This is a genomic window from Membranihabitans maritimus, from assembly GCF_021729145.1.
Taxonomy (GTDB): Bacteria; Bacteroidota; Bacteroidia; order Chitinophagales; family Saprospiraceae; genus Membranihabitans; species Membranihabitans maritimus.
In genome coordinates, this window is record NZ_JAJSLW010000009.1 from 26,294 (window position 1) to 48,981 (window position 22,688).

At 35.8% G+C, this 22,688-nt stretch carries 23 protein-coding genes; 6 read left to right on the plus strand and 17 right to left on the minus strand.

Annotation, left to right across the window (positions count from 1 at the left end; all coding sequences use genetic code 11):
• Positions 1-20: 20 nt before the first annotated feature.
• The 7 genes from galE to LVD47_RS12025 all read right to left on the minus strand — a co-directional run bounded on the left by galE (position 21) and on the right by LVD47_RS12025 (position 6,988).
• Positions 21-1,046 (minus strand): UDP-glucose 4-epimerase GalE, encoded by a 1,026-nt coding sequence (gene galE / locus LVD47_RS11995; protein WP_236976251.1) that lies wholly within the window; start codon positions 1,044-1,046, stop codon positions 21-23.
• A 251-nt stretch (positions 1,047-1,297) separates the two neighbouring features.
• Positions 1,298-2,044: a helical membrane plugin domain-containing protein gene (locus LVD47_RS12000; protein WP_236976253.1), complete on the minus strand. Its 747-nt coding sequence runs from the start codon at positions 2,042-2,044 to the stop codon at positions 1,298-1,300.
• A gap of 10 nt (positions 2,045-2,054) precedes the next feature.
• Positions 2,055-3,251 carry an NAD(P)/FAD-dependent oxidoreductase gene (locus tag LVD47_RS12005; RefSeq protein WP_236976258.1) on the minus strand — a complete coding sequence of 399 codons (1,197 nt, stop codon included), beginning with the start codon at positions 3,249-3,251 and terminating at the stop codon, positions 2,055-2,057.
• Between the two features lie 625 nt (positions 3,252-3,876).
• On the minus strand, positions 3,877-4,851 hold the full coding sequence (locus LVD47_RS12010) for an MlaD family protein (RefSeq protein WP_236976263.1): 975 nt from the start codon (positions 4,849-4,851) through the stop codon (positions 3,877-3,879).
• A 9-nt stretch (positions 4,852-4,860) separates the two neighbouring features.
• Positions 4,861-5,634 carry an ABC transporter ATP-binding protein gene (locus tag LVD47_RS12015; protein WP_236976266.1) on the minus strand — a complete coding sequence of 258 codons (774 nt, stop codon included), beginning with the start codon at positions 5,632-5,634 and terminating at the stop codon, positions 4,861-4,863.
• Positions 5,635-5,639: 5 nt separating this feature from the next.
• Positions 5,640-6,413 carry an MlaE family ABC transporter permease gene (locus LVD47_RS12020; RefSeq protein WP_236976267.1) on the minus strand — a complete coding sequence of 258 codons (774 nt, stop codon included), beginning with the start codon at positions 6,411-6,413 and terminating at the stop codon, positions 5,640-5,642.
• A gap of 275 nt (positions 6,414-6,688) precedes the next feature.
• Entirely contained in the window at positions 6,689-6,988 is a 300-nt protein-coding gene (locus LVD47_RS12025) for an HPF/RaiA family ribosome-associated protein (protein WP_236976268.1), read from the minus strand.
• A gap of 211 nt (positions 6,989-7,199) precedes the next feature.
• Between LVD47_RS12025 and pfkA the strand changes: the two genes are divergently transcribed.
• From pfkA to LVD47_RS12055, 6 genes are all read left to right on the plus strand, one after another.
• The gene (gene pfkA / locus LVD47_RS12030; protein ID WP_236976270.1) at positions 7,200-8,177 is read left to right on the plus strand and encodes a 6-phosphofructokinase; all 978 of its coding nucleotides are present in this window, start codon (positions 7,200-7,202) and stop codon (positions 8,175-8,177) included.
• A 384-nt stretch (positions 8,178-8,561) separates the two neighbouring features.
• The gene (locus tag LVD47_RS12035; protein ID WP_236976272.1) at positions 8,562-9,137 is read left to right on the plus strand and encodes a YeeE/YedE family protein; all 576 of its coding nucleotides are present in this window, start codon (positions 8,562-8,564) and stop codon (positions 9,135-9,137) included.
• Positions 9,138-9,149: 12 nt separating this feature from the next.
• Entirely contained in the window at positions 9,150-9,563 is a 414-nt protein-coding gene (locus LVD47_RS12040) for a DUF6691 family protein (protein WP_236976274.1), read from the plus strand.
• A 297-nt stretch (positions 9,564-9,860) separates the two neighbouring features.
• Positions 9,861-10,292: a hypothetical protein gene (locus LVD47_RS12045; protein ID WP_236976276.1), complete on the plus strand. Its 432-nt coding sequence runs from the start codon at positions 9,861-9,863 to the stop codon at positions 10,290-10,292.
• Positions 10,293-10,953: 661 nt separating this feature from the next.
• Positions 10,954-11,778, plus strand: coding sequence for a sulfite exporter TauE/SafE family protein (locus LVD47_RS12050; RefSeq protein WP_236976277.1), 825 nt, complete (start codon positions 10,954-10,956; stop codon positions 11,776-11,778).
• Positions 11,779-11,848: 70 nt separating this feature from the next.
• Positions 11,849-13,189 carry an MBL fold metallo-hydrolase gene (locus tag LVD47_RS12055; protein WP_236976279.1) on the plus strand — a complete coding sequence of 447 codons (1,341 nt, stop codon included), beginning with the start codon at positions 11,849-11,851 and terminating at the stop codon, positions 13,187-13,189.
• A gap of 107 nt (positions 13,190-13,296) precedes the next feature.
• On the opposite strand, the gene LVD47_RS12060 is transcribed toward LVD47_RS12055, so the two are convergent.
• The 10 genes from LVD47_RS12060 to LVD47_RS12105 form a co-directional block, all read right to left on the minus strand.
• Positions 13,297-14,412, minus strand: coding sequence for an ABC transporter permease (locus LVD47_RS12060; protein ID WP_236976281.1), 1,116 nt, complete (start codon positions 14,410-14,412; stop codon positions 13,297-13,299).
• Positions 14,409-15,539, minus strand: coding sequence for an ABC transporter permease (locus LVD47_RS12065; RefSeq protein WP_236976283.1), 1,131 nt, complete (start codon positions 15,537-15,539; stop codon positions 14,409-14,411). The genes LVD47_RS12060 and LVD47_RS12065 overlap by 4 nt, the downstream gene beginning before the upstream one ends.
• Positions 15,540-15,542: 3 nt before the next feature.
• Positions 15,543-16,271: an ABC transporter ATP-binding protein gene (locus tag LVD47_RS12070; RefSeq protein ID WP_236976284.1), complete on the minus strand. Its 729-nt coding sequence runs from the start codon at positions 16,269-16,271 to the stop codon at positions 15,543-15,545.
• Positions 16,264-17,217 (minus strand): ABC transporter ATP-binding protein, encoded by a 954-nt coding sequence (locus LVD47_RS12075; RefSeq protein ID WP_236976285.1) that lies wholly within the window; start codon positions 17,215-17,217, stop codon positions 16,264-16,266. Before LVD47_RS12075 ends, LVD47_RS12070 begins: the two co-directional genes overlap by 8 nt.
• Positions 17,218-17,227: 10 nt before the next feature.
• Positions 17,228-18,169 (minus strand): HlyD family secretion protein, encoded by a 942-nt coding sequence (locus LVD47_RS12080; RefSeq protein WP_236976286.1) that lies wholly within the window; start codon positions 18,167-18,169, stop codon positions 17,228-17,230.
• A gap of 16 nt (positions 18,170-18,185) precedes the next feature.
• Positions 18,186-19,457 (minus strand): TolC family protein, encoded by a 1,272-nt coding sequence (locus LVD47_RS12085; RefSeq protein WP_236976287.1) that lies wholly within the window; start codon positions 19,455-19,457, stop codon positions 18,186-18,188.
• 51 nt (positions 19,458-19,508) lie between these two features.
• Positions 19,509-20,111, minus strand: coding sequence for a TetR/AcrR family transcriptional regulator (locus LVD47_RS12090; protein ID WP_236976288.1), 603 nt, complete (start codon positions 20,109-20,111; stop codon positions 19,509-19,511).
• A gap of 187 nt (positions 20,112-20,298) precedes the next feature.
• Positions 20,299-21,054 (minus strand): SDR family NAD(P)-dependent oxidoreductase, encoded by a 756-nt coding sequence (locus LVD47_RS12095; protein WP_236976289.1) that lies wholly within the window; start codon positions 21,052-21,054, stop codon positions 20,299-20,301.
• Positions 21,055-21,368: 314 nt separating this feature from the next.
• Complete coding sequence (locus LVD47_RS12100; protein ID WP_236976291.1) at positions 21,369-22,013, minus strand: SDR family oxidoreductase; 645 nt, start codon at positions 22,011-22,013, stop codon at positions 21,369-21,371.
• Positions 22,014-22,039: 26 nt separating this feature from the next.
• The gene (locus tag LVD47_RS12105) at positions 22,040-22,645 is read right to left on the minus strand and encodes a short chain dehydrogenase (protein WP_236976293.1); all 606 of its coding nucleotides are present in this window, start codon (positions 22,643-22,645) and stop codon (positions 22,040-22,042) included.
• Positions 22,646-22,688 lie beyond the last annotated feature (43 nt).

The window sequence follows — 22,688 nt, forward strand, 5'->3', positions numbered from 1 at the left end:
GTTTTAGGTTTAACTAATTGTTAAACTTCTTTTCGTCTTGCGTTTTCCCAGTCCCATGCTGTTTTCATTATGTCTTTTATACTCCTTGATGGTGTCCACCCGAGAAGGTTTTCTGCTTTATTTTTGTTTGCATAAACTGAAATTACATCACCAGGCCTTCTCTCTCCGATAGAATAGTTAAGTTTTTGTCCGGTTGAACTTTCAAATGCATTTATAGCTTCCAAAACACTAATTCCGTTTCCTGTGCCTACATTAAATACATCCCATGGTTTTGTGGATTTTTTTTCCAACAAGTATTGCAAGCATAAAGTATGGGCGTGTGCCAAATCCATAACATGGATGAAATCACGGATACAACTACCATCTCTGGTATCATAATCATTCCCAAAAACCATCATTGATTCACGAAGTCCGTAGGCGGTTTCTGTGATAACGGGTACTAAATTGGCCGCTTTATTTACCGGTGATTCACCAATTAAACCGGATTCATGAGCACCTGCAGGATTAAAATATCGAAGTAGAATGAATTGAAAATTTTTGTTTGGTACGGTAAAATCCTGTATTATATTCTCACACATTTGTTTTGTCCTGGCATAAGGAGATTCTGCGTCCTTTACTGGTGTGTTTTCAGTTACCGGTAATTCATCTGCATTACCATATACCGAACAAGAGGAAGAAAATATATGGTATGGAATATTATATTTTTTTTGAGCTGCAAGAATATTTAGGATTCCATTGAGATTATTATCATAGTACAATAAGGGTTTATCAACAGATTCACCGACAGCTTTTAGCGCTGCAAAATGAATGATTCCTGCGATTTCTCCTTCCTTTTCCAATACGTCAAATAGGTCTTGCTTATTTCGAAGGTCAACTTCATAATTCTTTATCCTTTTTCCGGTCACAGCTTCGATCTGATCCAGGGTTTTTGAAGAGGAATTACTATAATTATCTATTGAAAAAACTTGAAAACCAGATTCTAAAAGATCAATAATAGTATGACTGCCTATGTATCCACAGCCTCCTGTAACTAATACTTTTTGCATAGTAGAATATATACTTTGGTTAGGAGGTGAAGGTAATAGATTTTGTTTTCATTTCATGATATTTTAAATCTATTAACCTGAGCTCTGGTTCTAAATCCTTTCCTGGTTTAATTCATAAGTATTTTTGCCATTACTCTTTTGTTAACCTACTCAAAAACATACGTCTGAAATTATATTATTAACTTTTTAATATGTTTGATTGACATTGTAATTAAATAATTACGGTGTAATTAATAATTGAGCCTGTGGTTTCAAGAAGTTTTTGAATCGGGAAGGTTTTTACCTATTTTTTTTCCTGTTTCTATTAATAAACCAATAAACTTTTGAAAATCGGAGTGGGACATAGCTTTAAGGACTCCGAAAGCATTTACCCGTGGAATAGGTTTTTGAAGAGTTTCATTAAAAGCGCTGTATAAAACTGATAGGAGCTGTGTGCCCTCCTTTCCCAATGTATTAATGTCCAAGCCGTTGTCTGTTAGAAAACGCATCCAGTCATCTACCTGGTCGACTGCAAACGTAATTATATCTTCACTCTGCTTTGTAGTCTCTATTGCCTGATAGGCGAAGTCCAGTACTTCCGGGGATGAAGCAGTCTCAAGTAGATTTTGTACTTTATTACATCTTTCTTCTACATCGATTCCTTTTTCACTTGCTTGTCTCATTAAGGAATCAAAGATGTTGGCCATATCACTTACCGCATTCGGTAATTGTTCCGAAAGATCAAGCAATATTTGTAATCTAGAAATTGTTTCTGTTTGTGTAAGTCGATTCAATAAGGTAAGGGAATCTTCAATTCTTTTTTCCGGATCCTGGTTTTGAAGTTGAATTTGGGTGGCATATTGATCCATGGTATTTGTTATATCCGAGATTATTTCCGGTACCCTGTCAACGATACTTGAAAGCGATTGGATCTTATGATCCATTTCATTCAACTTTTCTAATATCTGAGATAGAAGAACCTTTTGTTCTATTATTATTTCAGGTTTTTCATTTTTCATTTTCAGGATTTTAAGCGGTTCCTTTTAAAATTTTATTCCAGTACATCCATGGAAGGACATTCTTTTTCAACATGTACATACTAAATCGTTCCTGAGACTGGTCAAAAGGGAATGATTCCGCTGGTTGGCCCTCATAATCAAATTCAGCCAGAATAAGTTTCCCAATTCCAGTTACAAGTGGACATGATCCGTATCCATTGTATTGGGCAGGTAAAGGTAAGTTGTTCATTAAAGCCAAAAGATTTTGCACCACTACCGGGGCTTGTTTTCTGACCGCAGCACCGGTTTTGGCATTTGGTGTATTAGTAGCGTCTCCCAGTCCGAAAATATTGTTGTATCTTTTGTGCTGCATAGTATATTTATTGACATCAATCCAACCCTTTTCATCTGCCAAAGGACTATGGATAATAAACTCAGGGGCACTCTGGGGAGGGGTTACATGTATTAAGTCAAAATCTTTTACTACTTCTGATGTTTTTCCTTCGGAATCGGTCACCTTAAAGGTGGCTTTTTTATTGGGCCCGTCAATTTTTATCAAGTCGTGTCTATGATTGGCTTTTATTCCGTAATTATCAACTACTTTTTGTAATGTTTTGGCATATTTTTTTACTCCGAAAATAACTTTTCCTGCGTTACAGAATTCTACATTGGTGTTTTTTAAAACACCTTTTCTATTAAATATATCACTGGCCAGGTACATGATTTTTTGTGGAGCTCCGCCACATTTGACAGGAGTCCCGGGACTGGTAAAAAGAGCTGTACCGCCGTTGAAATCTTTAACGACATCCCAGGTGTAAGTGCATTGATCAAATGAATAGTTACTACATACATTGTTCTTACCCAGCGTTTCCTGAAGACCTTCCACCCATTCCCATCGAAGTTGAATACCTGGACTGACTACCAGGTAATCGTAAGTAAAGGCTATTTGGTCACGGGTAATAACCGTGTTTTTTTCGGGTGTAAAAGTATCAGCGTATTTCCGAATCCATTCCACGTTATCAGGCATTACATCCGACTGTTCCCTGACCGTATCTGCCACATTAAATTGTCCTCCTCCCACCAATGTCCATGCGGGTTGATAGTAATGTTTGTCTGAAGGTTCTAAAATTCCAATGTCTAGATTGGGATCTTTAAGAAGGAGTTGTGCTGCAACGGAAATTCCTGCATTTCCGCCCCCAACAATGAGAATCTGATAGTGATTTTTCATGTGAACATTTTTTATTGAAAACTATGATTATTACTTAAATATAAGTTGATAGCTTTTGAGGGTGTGTAAGAAATGTCACATTAGATCTTTTTCAGGATAAAAAGTGGAATTTTGTTCTATTTGATTGAAATCCTCTTTTTAGATTTTTTATCCTCTTGATATCAACTATTTTACCATTTGGTTTATTTGAAAATATTTTCCTGTATTATTTAAGGAAGTTGGGTATACCTTATTGATGGTTGTGATGTTGTATGCTACTGTTAGAAGTGAACGATTATAAATTTTGTTTGAAGTGGTGGATGGTCTTTATGAAACCGGATTGTAAAGCTAAATTTATGTAATATAGTAAGGGTATTATTTGATATGATTTGAGATTTATGCCCCAATTTTAAAAAGGATGTAAGTTTTACTAATGAAAATAATGTACTGTGAATTCGGTCGGATATGAGAGGACCCAGCATGAGTATTTATTATACTCGGCGGGTGAATTCTTTTCCCCTAAGATATTATACAGAAGAGGTCAATTATCTGGTAAAATAGAAGTGCTTGACAAAATTAGAATTCAAAAATTCTTGTGCAATGGAAAGATCCCTGTTGTATAAAGAGGTGTCATTTTTGTTCTTTTTTATTCAATTGATTTTTTTTGGTCTTCCATTTTTTTAAAGTGTTTTCTGAATAAGAAACTTTCTTTTATGGCATCCATTATTTGGTTGAAAGATTCGGTTCCTTCCCGAATGTTTTTCAGACTGGATTCTATATCGTTCTTTAGGTTAGGGTCCGCAGAAATGAGATTAGAAAATTGCTCATTCAGGTTAAAATCAGTAAGTAGTGAATCAAGATCACTGGAAATATTCTTAGTATTGGCACTAGCTATTTTGATTTCATCAATTATATTTAATATTCCAGCACCCATGGTGGAATCACTAAGAAGTGCCAATAACGAGCCTTCACTGTTATTTATCATGCGGAGTTTATACTCCAGATCACTGGATATTTTACGTGAATGTACACTGGCTTCTTTAAGATTGGATATTGTTTGCTCAAATTGTATTGCTAATACAGTGTCGGTCAATAAGGTATTAATTATACTTTCTTTATTCCCGATCTTTGCTATACCCCGGGTCAATTCGGTGGTGATCATAAGCAAATTAGAATTGGTCTGTTCCAGTTTTTCCAATGCATTGTCCATGCTAAAGATTTTGCGGGTGGGCAGGTAATCGTTGTTTTTGATAGAAGAGGTGGATTCTGTTCCAGGACTGATATTTATTAATTTGTTTCCCATCAAACCGTCTGTTCCAATGGATGCGACGGCATCTTTTTTTAAAAATTGTTGTATATCCTCAGTAATGGTCATTTGTACTTCTATAGATGTGTCGTTTACAATTATGATGTCTTTGACCGTACCGATTTCTATACCATTGTATCTTACGTTATTTCCTTTGTGCAACCCGTTTACATTTTGAAACACTGCATTAAGTTGGAAATTGGATCCAAACATATTTTGTCTCGCGCCAATGAAGTACATAGAGGCTATTAAAAGAAAAGTTCCGGTCACGATAAAAATTCCGAGCCATATGTTTTGTATGTTTTCCTTTATCATAATGGTAATTTATAGAAAAAATGATTTCACCCTTTCATCGTCGGAGTGAGAAAGTTCTTCAAAACTTCCCTGTGCATAGTTAATTCCGTCCATTAAAATCACAATTCGATCAGCAATTAGTTCTATGCATCGTATATCATGCGAGATAACAATAGAAGATATATTATAAATTTTTTGTACCTCCAGCATAAGGTTGGTGATTTCTTTGGCAGTTATAGGGTCCAGGCCGGTAGTGGGTTCGTCGTATAGTATAATTTCGGGTTTCATAATCAGGGTGCGCGCGATACTAACTCGTTTCTTCATCCCACCTGATAATTCAGCAGGCATTAGATCGACAGCATCAGGCAATCCTACGTTGGTCAAAGCTTCTTCCACCATTGAATTGATATTTTCTTTTGATTTTGATATCCTTAATCTTTTCAGTGGAAATTCAAGGTTTTCCCTTACAGTCATGGAGTCATAAAGAGCATTAGATTGAAACAAGAAGCCCATTTTACTTCTTATTATATCCATGTCTTTGGGCGATAATTTGAGTGTGTTCTGTCCGAATATTTCTATTTCTCCTTTATCGGGTGGAACCAGTCCAATAATACATTTAATCAAAATTGATTTTCCACTCCCTGACTTACCTAAAACAACAACATTTTCGCCCCGTTTTAATGTTAAATTAAATCCATTGAGAATGTGTTTATCACCAAATGATTTATGCAAATCTTTTAAATGAATTGCAATATCAGCATTGGCTAAATCCATAGTGAGCTTGATATTTTGGATGAGTGCCATAATCTTTATAATTCAAAAAGCAGATCACTAAGCTGAGCAATGATTAAATCTATTATAAATATTGCGAGTGATGAGGTGACAACGGCTGAATTGGCGGACCGGCCGACTCCCGCTGTACCTTTTTTTGTTTGATAGCCCATAAAGCAACCAATAATCCCAATAAAAAAACCGAATAATATACTTTTAAAAACGGATGGGAATATATCAGTATAATTCAATGCCACAAAAACCTGCCTGAAAAATAAAGGAAAACTGATTGAATCTTTTAGGTTGATAGCGGTAAAGCATCCGGCTAATGCAATGGTGTCAGCCAGAATGACCAAAAGGGGCAGCATTAAAGTCGTAGCAATTACTCTTGAAACCACCAAAAATTTGTAGGGATTAGTACCTGATACTTCCATGGCGTCAATTTGTTCAGTAACCCTCATAGATCCAAGTTCCGCTCCTATGCCCGAACCTATTTTTCCAGCGCAAATAAGGGCTGTGATCACTGGGCCTATTTCCCTGATAATAGATAATGACACCATTGAGGGAAGCCATGATTCAGCACCGAATTCGACCAAGGTCGGGCGAGATTGAATAGTAAGAACCAGTCCCAGAATGAAAGCAGTAATGCTCACCAGGCCCAAAGATAGAAATCCGAGGAGGTAACTTTGTCTGGCGATTTCTTTCCATTCAAACGGTGGTCGGACTACTTCTTTTATAAACCGGACTCCAAAATGAAATAATTCGGCGATTGTGATAAAATAAATACGTGCGCTGACAATAATAAATCTCAATGCTTTTTTATTAGGTTAGGTAGTAATGGCTGTTAATTTATCACTAAATGAAATAATTGAAAATGATTTTCATACATCACTTTGATGATTATGATCAGTAGCGCTTCCAATCAAACTTGTTTACACTTTTGTATTTGGTCTGTTTATTTACGGTCAGATATTAGGAATATATCTGATTTAATAAACTCCTTTTCCGAACATGGATCCACCGTATCCGAAGCTGAAGAATAGAACATCTGATATCGTCTTTTTGTATTAGTTTTCGTTCCCGGGAATTATCGATTGTACATGACCTGTTTCCGAACTTTGAGTTGTCTTTCAAGATCTTGCACTGTCTCAGCAATAGCTGCTTCGAAACTTGTTTCATCAGAAGAAGCGAAAATATCTTTACCGGGAATACTCAATTGAATTTCACAAATTTTCCCTTTACCATATGTTCCCTTTTCTTTTTTGAAAAATACTTCCGCCCTTATAATCCATTCATATTTTTGACTCAACTTATCCAGGTGCTTTGTGACCATTTCTTCTAAATACGTATTAGTTTCGCTCTTGATGAATTGAATATTTACTGTCATTTTGTTATTGATTTATAATGTTTTGTTGATATCTTTAGATCACTCTAATCCAAATCCAAGGATTAGAAATTAATGCTATTTGCTGCTATATTTTTCGTTATGTCAAAACTATTTATTTGAGAGTCTTTATCCATTGATCAATATTCTACGCAGGGATGATATTGATCATTTTGTGTATTATTTTTTGCTTACATATATACGTTATATAAAAATGATGAAAAAATTAGCTATTATGACTTCAGGTGGAGATGCACCGGGACTGAATGCTTGTATCAGGTCTTTAATTCGTACGGCTACATGGTATGGGATAGAAGTTGCCGGGATTAGGTACGGATTCGAAGGAATGATTTCAGGAGATTTCATAGAGCTGAATTCAGAATCTGCCGGGAATATAATTCAGAAGGGAGGAACTATTCTCAAGTCTTCCAGAAGCAAAAGATTCAGGACTTCACAAGGTCGGAAAAGTGCATATCTTCAATTGAAGGAAAAGGGGATAGACATTGTCATTGTTATCGGAGGAGATGGTTCTTTACGGGGAGCCAGTATCCTTTCGGAAGAATATGCAGACTTGTCGATTGTTGGTATTCCCAAGACCATAGATAATGATGTGACGGGGACGGATTATAGTATTGGGTTTGATACGGCTGTAAATACGGCTATGGAAGCAGTTGATAAGATCAGAGATACAGCAGAGTCTCATGATCGTGTTTTTGTAGTGGAGGTTATGGGAAGAGATGCTGGATACCTGGCGTTTGATATTGGAATGGCCTGTGGAGCTGAAGGAATTCTTATCCCTGAAACAACCGCAGATTTTTCGTATTTGGAACGCAGTTTTGTTAGGGGATGGGATCGAAAGAAAACATCTCTAATCGTCATAGTGGCAGAAGGCGATGAAAGCGGTGGTGCTTTCCAAATATCCGAGCGTATTAAAAAACTTTGTCCGGAAAAAGATGTGCGGCTATCCATATTGGGGCATATTCAAAGGGGAGGATCACCAACGGCTTCTGATAGAATTTTAGCCACTAGATTGGGACATGCTGCTATAGAAACAGTCATGGAAGGGGGGCGAAATACCATGGTCGGAATAGTTAATAAAAAAATCGCCTATACCCCTCTGACCAGTGTGGAAAAGAGAAGTATGGATATAGACAGTAAATCCCTTCAATTATTAGAGATATTAATTACATAGTCCATGAAATAGTAATAAATGGGAAATCCATTGCTTTTTTAGGATACTTGCCTGTCTAAATATAGAAAAGGGTACCTGATATTATGAAATGGATTAAGTGCCAATTCATAATCTTAGAATTCTTACTCTTTTGATTCAATGGAAAGAGAAGGGAGAATTGGTGGAGTGATCCATTTAATTGAAAATATATTCGGATACTAATGGTTTGAGAATAGGCCCTTTAGTAGTTGGTCTATTCTATTGGTCTTTTATAGCAACTCAATTGAACAAATTTTATACAATTTGATCATGATTTAGTTTGTGAAATGAGTGTAACAATAGTTACAAATTTATTGCAGTGGCAGTGGTTATGTTTACACTTCATTTTTAAAACAAACTAGCTATATGGATAAAGTAGTAGAAATTCTAAGCCAACCATGGCCCTGGTATGTAGCAGGACCATTAATTGCATTGATCATGGGACTCTTAATTTATTTTGGAAATACTTTTGGAATATCCAGTAATTTCCGAACGGTGTGTGCAATGACCATAGGAGGTAAACAATGTTCTTTCTTTGATTTTAATTGGAAGGACCAGATTTGGAATCTGGTTTTTCTGGGAGGTACTGTTATTGGAGGTTTTCTAGCTTCGGAGTATCTTTCCTCCGATTTGCCAATATTATTGAATGAAAAAACCATTAAAGAACTCGTGGAATTGAAGGTGTATTCTCCAGAAGATGGTATTAATCCTACTTCTCTTTTTAACTGGGAGACCCTTTTTACCTTGAAGGGTTTTCTCATATTTATAGTCGGAGGATTTCTTGTCGGTTTTGGTACTAGATATGCTGGAGGATGTACCTCTGGCCATGCCATAAGTGGGTTAAGTAATCTTCAATTACCTTCACTTATTGCAGTAGTTGGATTTTTCATAGGGGGATTAGTAATGACCTATTTTTTGCTTCCTTTTATACTTTCACTTTAAATATAATATTGTATGAAATTTATAAAGTATTTGGTTTTAGGCGTATTCTTTGGAATTATACTATCGAAAGCGGAAGTTATTTCGTGGTATAGAATATATGAGATGTTTAAATTTCAGTCCTTTCATATGTATGGTGTAATTGGTTCTGCCGTATTAGTAGGGATTATATTTATAGCAATCGTAAAGAAGACAAATTTAAAATCACTATATGGTGAGACCATTGTTATTCCTCCAAAGCAACTAAGTATCCCCAGGTACCTTTATGGAGGTATTATTTTTGGACTAGGATGGGCTTTGTTAGGCGCTTGTCCGGGACCTATGTTTATCTTACTGGGGTCGGGTTATTCGGTTCTGATTATTCCCATACTTGCCGCCATTTTGGGCACATATACGTATGGAGTGGTTCGGGATAAGATCCCTCATTAAAATATCATTAAGTATTCATTAACTAAATAATTTACCCGAGACCTGAAAGGTTGTTCGGTTCGGTCCAAGAAAATAGAAATATGTCTAAGCAAAAAGAAAACCTAATGCAGATATAGGGTAGCCACAGTTACGGAGTTACCGGATGTGCACTGGTTAATTAGTAATATCTTTTATTGGAAACCGGTCAGATTTTTATGTTTCGGCCATAATCAATATTGATCACGATTATAATACCTATTGATGCTTGTCATTGTAAGGAATTTTATAATATTTCAAATTGTGCTAAAATTCATATTTATGGACAAATTACAGTTAAAAAGAGAAGTATTGCAAGATGCCGTTAAAAGGCAGCAGGAAATTATTGATGATTTCAAAAGTAGGATCGAATATCTTCAATCTGATAAAGTAGAAGAGGATGAAATTCACTCAGATAACCAGGAATTGGTCGAAAGCTACGAACAGGAATTAAACTTTGTAATCATAGAAATGGACGTATTAAAAAGCCTGAATATTGAGGAAGTCTTTGATGAAATACAATTAGGTTCCATCGTAGTGACTGACCAAATGAATTTTTTCCCCTCGGTAAGTATTGAAAAATTCGAATCCAATGGAACAACATATTTTGGAATTTCCGAAAAAGCGCCCCTCTACGAAAAAATGAAGGGGAAATCAAAAGGGGAAGCTTTTAGTTTTAATGATATGACGTATACAGTTAAAGATGTCTTTTGACAGGTTGGCTATCCTAGGTTTAATTGCTAATCTATTTATCTAAATGAAAATATAACGGGTTCATTACAATATGGAATTTCTGTGAGTTTTAATAGGCTACTGATCATAAATCTGACCGATTCGATATAATGAGAAAACCCCATATTTAGGAAAGGAGTAGTAGGTATTGTCATATCTGTGCCCATAATTCTTTGCGGAAACCAGTCCGAATCGACCTATGAGGTCATAATTTGGCAAAAAAAAGAATGAGCAATGTGTTCATTCTTTTTTTTTAATCCGATTTATTCATATAAATCCTGGAAATATTCATGTCGATCAATGGTGATCACAGGAGTATTTGCCAGAATACCAACATACCAAGGTTTTGCAAACATTGACATAACCGGGATCAGTTATTATGAGATAAATATTAGTTTCTTCAATATAGGGAGTGACCTAATACGGAGAAATGGTTATATAATGTGCAATTATAGAATCTTACAGGTTCTGTCGTTTTGCCTCGCATCAGGCCTGGACATCGTCGCATGGATCAAATGTTGGAATTATTTTGCTCATACTTCGAGTTAAAAGTCATAGGTTCTCTTTGGATCTATTGTAACAATTGTTACGTCTATCCAGAGAAAGTCCTAGTACATTTGACATATCAATTAAACATAGTATCATGTCGATAATCGAAATAATAGGTTTTATTAGTGCAGCAATAATAGGAATTTCCCTGGGACTGATTGGAAGTGGGGGATCTATTCTTACAGTCCCGGTCATGGTATATTTATTACATATCGAACCTGTTTTGGCTACTGCATATTCGCTTTTTGTAGTGGGAGTGGCCGCTTTTGTCGGAGGTGTAAATTATGCCCGCAAAAAAATGGTTAATTATAAAACTGCTTTTGTTTTTGCGATACCGGCTTTTATAGCAGTTTATTTTACAAGGCTTGTGATTGTGCCCTCAATTCCTGAGACTTTAATTAACATGGGGGATTTTATACTGAAGAAGGATATGGGGATCTTATTGTTGTTTGCTATTTTAATGGTTGTAGCAGCGTACAGTATGATTAAAAACGGAGCTTCGCAGGAAAAAATTGACGTTACCGGAGATGAAACTAAACCGGTTTTTAATTTTCCTATGATCATATTAGAAGGGATGATTGTTGGTGTTGTTACCGGGCTGGTTGGTGCCGGGGGAGGTTTTTTAATTATTCCAGCTTTGGTTCTGTTTGCCAAGTTACCTATGAAAATTGCAGTGGGAACCTCTTTATTTATAATTTCAATAAAATCTTTAATTGGCTTTATGGGAGATGTCCAGGCTGACCAACCTATTGATTGGGGATTTTTATTAACCTTTTCTACTATTGCAGCAATTGGAATATTCTTCGGAAGTTTTCTGGCCACTAAAATTGATGGGAAAAAATTGCAAAAAGGATTTGGTTGGTTCGTTTTGGCTATGGGAATATATATGATTATAAAAGAGTTGTTATTGAATGGTTAGGTAACATTTGTTACAATATTTTGAAGAAATAGATATTAATATTACGTAAATTATAAAAAGTAAAGTAGAAATGAGTATTGAACAATTTTATGATAAGGCACTTGCACATGGATCCTATGCTATAGAAAGCGATGGGAAAGTAGCATTGGTTGATCCCGGGAGGGATATTAAACCATATGTTGATTTTGCAAAAAAATATAATGCGGAAATAGTTGCTGTTTTTGAAACTCATCCACATGCTGATTTTGCAAGTAGTCATTTAGAAATAAAGGAAAAGTTTGGAGCTACTATTTATATAAATCCTAAAGTCGGGGTTGCTTATGATTTTACCTCTTTGGAGCACAATGATGAAGTAAATATTGGAAGTTTGACCATGAAGGCATTGTTTACACCAGGTCATTCTCCCGATCATAATTCATATCTTCTACTTGATGCCCGTAATAAAGAAATCGCTGTTTTTACCGGAGACTCACTTTTTATCGGTGATGTGGGAAGGCCCGATTTGAGGGAAGGTGCAGGTAATATTAAACTTGACAAAAGAAAACTAGCTGGCATGATGTACGATACCCTTCACGATGTGTTTGCTAAATTATCCGATCACACCATAGTATATCCGGCACATGGAGCAGGTTCCTTATGTGGCAAGAACTTAAGTGATAAGTTGTCGAGTACCATTGGAGAGCAAAAAGCAGAGAATTGGGCTTTTTCATTAAAGGATAAAGAGACTTTTATTGAAAGCTTTCTGGAAGGACAATCTTTTATACCCAAATATTTCCCATATGACGTAGAATTAAATAGAAAGGGAGTGGCTGGAATGGAAACGGGTATTCAAGAGGTGCCCCGGATAAAAAATATAAATGATATTGATGTTAGTAAAGTGATTATTGATGCTCGAAGCGAGAAAGACTTCAAGGAAGGGCATTTAAGCGGGGCAATTAATATTCAAAATACTCCGGGAGGTAAATTTGAAACCTGGTTGGGGTCAATTGTTAGTCCTGAGGAATCGTTTTATTTGGTGGCAGATTCCGAAACAAACCTGGAGAACACGATTTATAGAGCTGCTAAGATAGGATATGAAACCCTAATTGAAGGTGCTTTGGTTTATGAGTCAAAAGAGGGTGAAAAAAGTCCGATTCTTTCACTGGAGGAATTTAAAAATAATACTGACAAATTTACAATAGTAGATATTCGCAATAAATCGGAAGTTGCGGCAGGAAAAATATTCGAAGAAGCCATTAATATTCCACTTTCGGAACTGAGAGAAAATGTTGATTCAATTAAAGGAGATAAGCCAGTAGTTGTCCATTGCGCAGGTGGATATAGAAGCGCTGCCGGATCCAGTATTTTGGAGGGAAGAATGAATGGACGTGAAGTTTATGATCTTAGTGATGCCGTAAATGAATTTAAGTAATTAATACTAGATGAAGGTTTAGCAGAGGTATTAAGGTGTTTTCTTAGTCGGGAGCAGTAAATCTCGTAAATCGAGTTAAAGCTTCCGACTTTTTTAGTAAGATTGAATCAGCTTGTCTTTTTATAATTCAATACAGCCATAAAATTAAAAACAACTGCAAAAATGGATAAGATTATTAAATGAAATGCTACATGGTGGAATCCGCTACCTTTTAATACTACCATTCTCATAATATCAATTAAGTAGCGTAACGGGTTAAAATAGGTTATGACTTGGGCCCAATTAGGCATACTTTCGATGGGTGTGAACAATCCTCCCATTAATATAAAAATCATCATAAAGAAGAACATAATAAGCATGGCCTGTTGTTGGGTGTTGCAAAAGGTGGATATAAAAAAACCCAACCCCAAAATTGCCAGTAAAAAAACACCTATACAAAAGTACAATAGAATTAGACTTCCTTCCGGAGTTATGCCATATACCAACCACGAAATTAATGTTCCCAGCGTAAATACTATATTACCCAGTATCCAAAAAGGTATTAATTTCCCCAAAATAAAATGGTGTTTTCGGATGGGTGTAACATTTATCTGTTCAATTGTTCCGACTTCTTTTTCTTTGACAATATTAAGGGCTGAAAGGAAGCCACCGATCATAGTAACTAATATTGCCAAAATACCTGGTACCATAAATAAGTGGTAATCGAGACTGGGGTTGTACCAATTCGATGATGTAATTTCCAATCTATTTTTATCAATAGATCCCAGAACCATAACATCAGGACAAATATCTCCTTCGAAATCTTGAATAATTTGTCGGAGATAGGCAGACCCAAGCAAAGCTTCCGATCCATTGATTGCATTGGGAGCTATAAATAATGCCTGTTTCCCTTCGCGGAAAAGATCTTTCTCAAAGTTCTTTGGAATTTCAAGGATAATATCTGATGTACCCGATTCGATTGATTTAAACGCTTCATTGTATGAATTGGAAATTTTGGATACCTGAAAATAGCCTGATGAGGTTACATTGGTAATAAGCATTTCGGAAAAAGAAGAATGGTCGTTGTCTATAATCCCGAGTTGTATGTTGTCCATTTCATAATCAGCAGCAAAAGGTAGGACTATAAGTTGTACTATTGGCATTATAAGAATCATAGCCCGTATAACCGGATTTCTTAAGATCTGTCGAAATTCTTTTCTCAACAATATAATAATGGTTCTCATGGTTCAAGTCTTACTTTAAAGTTTTTTAAACTGGCAACCATTAGTAGTACAGTCATGGCGGTAAGTATCAACGTTTCTGTCCACAACGCAGAAAAATGAGAGCCTTGTATCATTATGGATTTGGCAATTGTGTAAAACCATTTTGCAGGAACCAGATTTGATATGAATTGGAGAATTAAGGGCATATTATCTATGGGAAACATAAAACCACTGAAAAGGACTGTGGGTAAAAACATCCCCACTAAAGAAATGAGCATGGCTGCTTGTTGGGATTTGGCCTTAATGGATATAAAGATACCAAGCGTCAGGCATGTTATTATAAATAAAGCACTTTCAATAAAAAGAAACGTCAGGTTCCCTTTTATTGGTAAATGCAATACAAATACACTTAGTAGTAAAATGAGTATAATGTTAAGTAATGAAATGAGTAGGTAGGGAACCGTTTTGGAAAGTATAATTAGAAAGGGGCGAAATGGCGATACCAACAAAACCTCCATCGTGCCCATTTCCTTTTCACGGACAATTGAAATGGCAGTCATCATTACACAAATAAGCATAAGGACCAGTGCAATAACTCCTGGAACGAAATTGGGTGCCCCTTTCAGTTTCGGATTATACAACATCTTTATTTCAGGTATAATATTGCAGTTTGAATTGGGTATTCCTGAAATTTGCCTTTCATAATTCCTAATAATAGACGTCATATAAGACGTGAGAACATTGGCGTTATTAGGGTCAGTAGCGTCGGCAATTATTTGAATTTTACATGTGTTGTGGGATTCTATTTCGCTGGAAAAATTATTGGGGATTATTAACGCTAATTTGATGCTTCCTTTTTGGAAATATTGCTCTATATTTTTACGTCTCGGATCTGATTGTTTATCAACAATAGTGAAATAATTACTGGTGGATATCTTTTGTGTCAGTTTTTTTGAATGGTTGTCATTTGCCTGGTCAATTACTACTATCGACGTGTTTCTAATTTCATTCGTGAGGGCAAATCCAAAAATAAGAATCATGGTTGCCGGCATTCCAAATAAAATTAACATCGTCTTTTTGTCCCTGAAGACATGGTAAAATTCCTTCCTGATTAAACTGGTGAATTGTCTGAACTTTATAGTTTTCATTTGCTATTTCCCTCTTGCTAGTTGATAAAAAACATCATTCATACTGGTGACACCGTATTCCACTTTGAGATTATGCGGTGTATCTAATGCTCCGATTCGTCCGTTTACCATGATGGAAATTCTATTACAGTACTCGGCTTCGTCCATATAGTGAGTAGTTACAAAAATGGTTATTCCCCGGTCAGATGCCTCATAAATCAGATCCCAGAATTGACGACGTACCAGGGGATCTACGCCTCCTGTAGGTTCATCTAAAAAAACAATTGTAGGATCATGAATAACTGCTACTGAAAATGCCAGTTTTTGCTTCCAACCCAAAGGAAGAGAATGGACTAAATGATTCCTTTGGCGATTCAGGTTTAAGCGATTTAGTAGGTTTTTACATTTTTCTTGGAGTAGAGATCGCCGAAGACCGTATATGCCTCCGAAAAACATGATATTTTCTAATACCGTCAGATCATCATAGAGAGAGAATTTCTGACTCATATACCCAATACGCGATTTGATTTTGTCTTTTTGGGTATATACGTCTAATTCTCCAATCTTTGCGGTTCCGGACGTGGGAATAGATAGCCCGCACAACATTTTCATCGCGGTTGTTTTACCCGCCCCGTTAGCACCCAAAAATCCAAATATTTCTCCCTTTTTAACTTCAAAAGAAATGGAATTTACAGCGATAAAATTTCCAAATTTCTTTGTCAGATTTTGTGCTTTGATGGCAAATTCATCCATTTTCGATAGCGTTACTTTTTCTCCCAGATAGCATTTCAATAAAACAATCTTCGATAGATGGTTCGACAATTCGTATAGTATCGTCGAATAAATTTTTATGTTGTAAATTTTTCTTAAGCTTTACGAGCATTTCCCTGTGGTCTTCTTTCTCGAAATTGAAGTGTATATTTTCCCCGTAAACATAACAGTTGTAAATCCCTTTGAACATCCTTAAATAATTGATAATACGGCCTTTTTGATTGCTTCTTATGGAATATAAAGATCTGGGAAACTGTTTTGTAATATTTCCCGGTTGATCAATGGAAAGTATGTTGCCATCTTGAATAAGTGCGACCCTGTCACATAGACTGGCTTCATCCATATAGGGTGTGGAAACCAGGATGGTAATTCCTTTCCTTTTAAGTTTACTTAGCATAACCCAGAATTCTTTTCGTGAAACAGGGTCTACGCCAGTGGTTGGTTCATCTAAAAACATTATAGTCGGATTGTGAATCAGAGCACAGGATAATGCTAATTTTTGCTTCATTCCTCCGGACAAATTTCCGGCTTTTCGATCTTTAAAGGGAGAAAGCTGATTGTAGATATCTTCAATCAAATGGTAATTTTCATCGATGTTTGTTCCGTAAATAGAAGCAAAAAAGTGTAAGTTTTCTTCTACGGTCAGGTCCTGATATAATGAAAATTTTCCTGGCATATAACCGATTATTTGTCGTATTTTCTTATACTCTTTTACCATGTCATAACCGGCTATGTGAGCAAAGCCTGTATCGGGGAGCAGGAGGGTGGTAAGGATTCTGAAGATGCTTGTTTTCCCGGCTCCATCTGGTCCTATCAGGCCAAATATCTCATTCTTGTTTATTGAGAATGAAATATTTTTTACCGCTTTGACTTTCCCTTTTTGGAATGTACGCGATAGTTTTTCTACTGTTATTATGGGTTCTGTCATCATAAGATATTTAGTGGAAAAGTACTTCACCGTACATTCCTATTTTGATATAGCCGTCATTAACCACCCTGATTTTTATAGCATATACGAGATTTTCTCTTTCCTCCTTCGTGTGAATGGTTTTAGGAGTGAACTCTGCTTTATCACTGATCCAGGAAATGGTGCCATTGTAAGTCTTATATTCTTTGGCATTTTTCGAGTCATCAATTCTCACATCTACGTTGTCATTTAATTGGATCTGTTGGAGCTGAATTCCCGATATGTATGCCCTAAGGTACATAGTTGAGAGATTGGCAATTTTATATATGGGTGTTCCCAAAGTCGCCATTTCATATTGTTCCCTATAGGTGGTCAATACAGTTCCATTTGTTCTATTGATAATTTTACAGCGATCCATTTGGTCCTGAATTTGTTGAAGTCGAATCTTTAATGGTTCTATTTCGCTTTTAATTCCTTTTGATTGGGTTGTTAAAGCAGAAATCATCGATTGATGTTGTTTTTCAATAGATTGTATTTGTTGGATGGTTTCTTCAATTTGTGCTTCCATATCGTCCAATTGTTTCATCGTTGCGGCATTCGCGATTACCAGATTTTTCATTCTTTCTCTTTCATTTTTTAAATGTTGTAATCTGGTTTTGGCGACCTTAGCTTTTTGGTTGAGGTATTCAGTTTGTTTACTTATATTGGGTAATCTACTGCCAATAGAAACTAGTTTTGCTTTTACTTCACGCTTTTTCAGATAGAGTGCTGTGGTGTCAATCAGACCCACCCTTTTGTCTGGTGGTAACAAATCTCCTTCTCGTACGCTTAGCTCTTGAATCGGGCCGTTTACTTGAGATGAAATAATAATTTCTACTGCTTCGAAAGTACCCGTAGCGTCATAGTCTTTTTCTTTAGTTTTGCAGGAATTTGTTACAATCAAAACGGAAAGAGCTATTATTCTTAATTTCATTTTTTATGGTTTATCGTTATTTACCAATTGTGGTTTGTAATAAATATTGGTTCATTATGAGTTTGATCTCATGAAGAGATTTTAATTGACGGGCTTTTTCTTCTGCATATACTTCCTTTAAATATTCATTTGCAGTTATTATTCCGTTCTGCAATTGTGTTTCTATGGTGAGTTTTATAGAATTTCTCAATTCTATGACTTTAGAGTCTGTATGTAAGAGCGATTTGAGTTTTTTGATTTCACTTCTATTTTTTTCTATAGCGAGTTTTGTATTGAATAAAAAGGTTTCTTCTTGTACACGGATATTTTCTTTGTCGACTGCTAATAGTTGAAAATTATTTTTTTGTGTGTAGAAGTTTCCAATATCCCACCGAAAGCGTACTCCGCCCCATAAGTATGTGGACCAGTTGTTATCTAATAGGTTGACTGGAGAAGGGCGTCCAATTCCCGTTTGGAGGAATAATGAAAATTGAGGCAAAGTCTTAGTTTGTAAAAGTTCACTGCGCAATTTGTTATTTTCTTTTTGCATTTCAAAAACTTGTATTTCGGGCCTGACAATCTGTTTCTTTTCAAGTAATTGATCAGGTTTTATTAGTGAAATGCTAAGAGGTATTTCTTCCCCAATAAAATGCGATAACATGTTTATGAAAGATGAACGTTGTTCATTGAGTTCGAGTAAGTTCTGGTCTATTTCCAGAAGTGAAGCATTGAGTCGGTCCAAACTACTTTGATAAGCAGCCCCATTTTTGACTGCTGCTTTGGTGGTTTCTATACCTGTAAGTATATCCTTTTTAGTCAATAAAGATTGTTTGATCGTTTCGTCCACTAATAATATTCCAAAATACAATTCATTTATCCTGGATTTAATAGTATAAATGTCGGATTCGAGTTGTCCTTTCTTGATATTAGTAATATTATTTTGTAATTGTTCCTGTATTGGCGTAATGAAAAGTTTGGTAATTGGTTGATTAATATCTGCGTACAAACGATATTGATCCCGGTTGAGGGCGGGTATATTGACATTGGGGAGATCAATAGGTATTTCTGTGACATCTGATTGGTAAGAAATTTGTCCTGAAAATGAGATAGTTGGCCATCTCATTCTAGCTATATTTTCTACTGTATAGGATCTACTTTCTTCTATTAAATCGAAATTTTTAACGAGTGGATAATTTGATCTTGCTTTTTCATAACAGGTTTCTATTGTTAATTCCTGACAGCCACCCTGGAAACAAAATGAGAAAAATGAATGGAGCGTGAGAATAGTGATATATAGTTTGTTAATCATTTTATTTATTATTTTGATTTAAACAATTGATTAATTTAAATGCAAAAAATTTTATTCTTTCAATATGGCATCAATCCAAATGGGGATGAGGTGATTTCGTTCATCCACAAAATCATCAAAATCTTCAGAATCCATATCCATTATATTTTTTATGAGAGGTTTAGCTATAAAAGGGAATAGGGTAAGGCCCAAAATATTTATAATTACTTGTTTAGGGCTGATCTTGACTGTAGTTTGACTTTGTAGTTGTTTAAAAAAATGGGATTGGAAAATAATTTCCCTGGCGCCCAAATTCTGAGCAAGTTGTTGTGGATTATTTTTTATCTCATTCAGAATAAAAATAGGTAGGTCTGGATTGGATTTAAGTAGTATGGTATATTTTGATACAACTTCCTGGACTTTTTGGTTGATGGATAACTTCTCGTTGTTAAAGATATCTTTGAGATTTACGACAAGAAATTTTTTTAGATTTTCTAACATGACGATGTCAAAAAGCTTTTTTTTGCTCCTAAAGTAATAGTTAAGTAAGGCAAGATTTATCCCTGCCTCCGCAGCAATATCCCGTGTCCTGGTGGCAGCAAACCCTTTTTGGGTAAATACTTTATTGGCTGCTTTCAGGATTTTATCTTCCGTGTTTGTGTCCTTCTTTGACATGGTATGTAATTGGCCCTCACAATTATAATAAACTTTTTTGTGTTAATCAAATTAATTAATCAGATGATTAAAATTGTTTTTATTATTGAAATGGGCCCTCCGATCGGAGAGCCCGGGAAATATTATAGTGCACCCTAACACTATAAACTGAAAACACATTCTTAATTATTTATATAGGGATTATAAATTATTGAGACAGGTAACCTCCATCGATTGGGTAATAGCTTCCGGTAATAAAAGAAGCTTTTTCAGAAATGAGCCATACCGCCAGTTCTGCTACTTCCATAGCTTCACCCAACCTTCCCATAGGATGCAGAGCAACTAATTGTTGTTTATTCGCTTCATCCAATGCATCTAACAGCGGAGTGTTGATAAATGCTGGACCAATAGCGTTTACCCGTATTTTTTTATCAGCATACTCAAGTGCTGTTGTTTTTGTCAACCCCACTACGCCGTGTTTTGCTGCAACATAGGCTGCGGAATTCCTGAACCCAACCGCTCCGAGTATGGAGGCCATATTTAATATTACTCCACCAGTTTTTTGTTTCTCAAATTGCTTAATAGCATACTTTGAGCCATAGAATACACCTAAAAGATTAATTTGAATCGTTTTTTCAAAACCTTTGTTGCTCATCTCACCAGTTGGGTTGATTTCACCCCCAATACCTGCATTGTTGACGATGATATCTAATTTTCCAAAATGATCAACAGTTTTTTGAATTGTTTTTTCTACTTCTTTCGGATGAGAAACATCTGCTTTAAGAAAAATAATTTTTTCTGTGTCATACTTATTAAAGGAATCTTTTGCCGATGATAATCCATCGTAAAATTGATCAACTACTGCAATGAATGCTCCCTCTTCCAGTGATTTTTCAGCAATGGACTTTCCGATTCCTGAAGCCGCTCCTGTGATCAATACAATTTTATCATTTAATAATCCCATCTTAGCTCATTTAATTACTTAATGATTATAAATGTAAATTGGAAGACATAAGTAACAAATGATTATCGTCACTCCTTCTGATGATAGTCATTATTAAATGCAGAGAAAGAGCAAGATGCAGTATCAGAGCTTGTTTATGCCAAAAGTATTTCTTTGGGAAAAACCATTAGTGGGATATAAAAGACAAATTATATTTAATACTTTATCTGATTTTTTTAATAAATGTCCATGCATTTATCACTAAAATCAGCCTAGTCTAAAATGAAATTTGTTCTTTTACCCCCCCGTTATGAAAATTTAAACAAGGGCTTTATTTAAATATTCTGAAGTGCTTCTGAGATTGTTTTTTTACCCGAAACCAGATCAAAGGACTTTCGGATAGTATTTTGATTATTTAGTACCTCAATTAATACATCGGCCACGTCCTCCCTGGGTATGGATGACCTTTCTAATTTTGAGGAGACTTCTACTTTACCTGTTCCTTTTTCATTGAGTAATCTTCCTGGACGTACTATTGTATATTCCAGGTTGGTTTGACTAAGAATGACATCTGCATAGTGTTTTGCTACGTAATAAGGGCGAAGGGCATCATTCCACCTCTTTCTTGAATTCGCACCAAGTGCACTCACCATTACAAAACGATGGATATTGTTTTTCTCAGCTACTTCCATCATTTTTACCGCTCCGTCCAGGTCAATGAGTAACGTTTTATCTGATCCTGTACTTCCTCCTGACCCGGCCGTAAATATTATTGCATCAAAACCACCTATTATTTTTTCCAATTCATCAACTTCCCATTCAAGATTGGCTATTAATGTTGGAATACCCAAATCTTTGAATTTCTTTGATTGATTATGGTCGCGTATCATCGCTGTGGCCTCAAAATTAGTATTACTTTTTATCTTTTCCAGAAATATACTTCCGATTTGGCCATTGGCACCTACCACTAAAACATTCATTTTAACTGATTTTTTTGACTAAAAAATTATGCAGGGATATTTAGGATTTTGCCGGTAATATTGGATTTTAGACTTTTAATGTATCCATCTACCACCTCTTTCATTCCAACAGGTGTATGTCCTGGGAAATATTCAGATAGTTTTTCCGCTGAATCTTCTACCAGAGCGGGGCTTACGGCATTGATACGTATCCCTTTGTAAAGTAGTTCTCCATAGGATCCGATTACAAAACCATTAACCGCACTATTAATAGTACTGAGAACTGTGCCATAGGGGATAGGATCATGAGAAAGTATACCAGAGGTAAGGGTTATACTGCCCCCGGGTTTTATATTGGGGATTGCTTTCAAGGCAAGGTTGATTTGCCCCATCATTTTACTTTCGAACCCTTGTTGAAAATCACCAAAGGAGAGTTCTTCAAGCGGCTTTACAGGTGCAGATCCGGCTGTAATGACTAAAGCATCGATCTTACCTGTCTTTTGAAATAACTGGTCAATATCATTTCCATTGCTCATGTCCAGTTTTATATCGCCCGTGGACCTGCCGGCAATGATTAATTCATGATCTGATTTCAATCTTTCCGCAATTCTTTTTCCGATGGTTCCATTCCCACCTACAAGTAGTATTTTCATTTTTAGATGCTTTTGTTTACAGGGGGTAACAAAAAATTGTGCA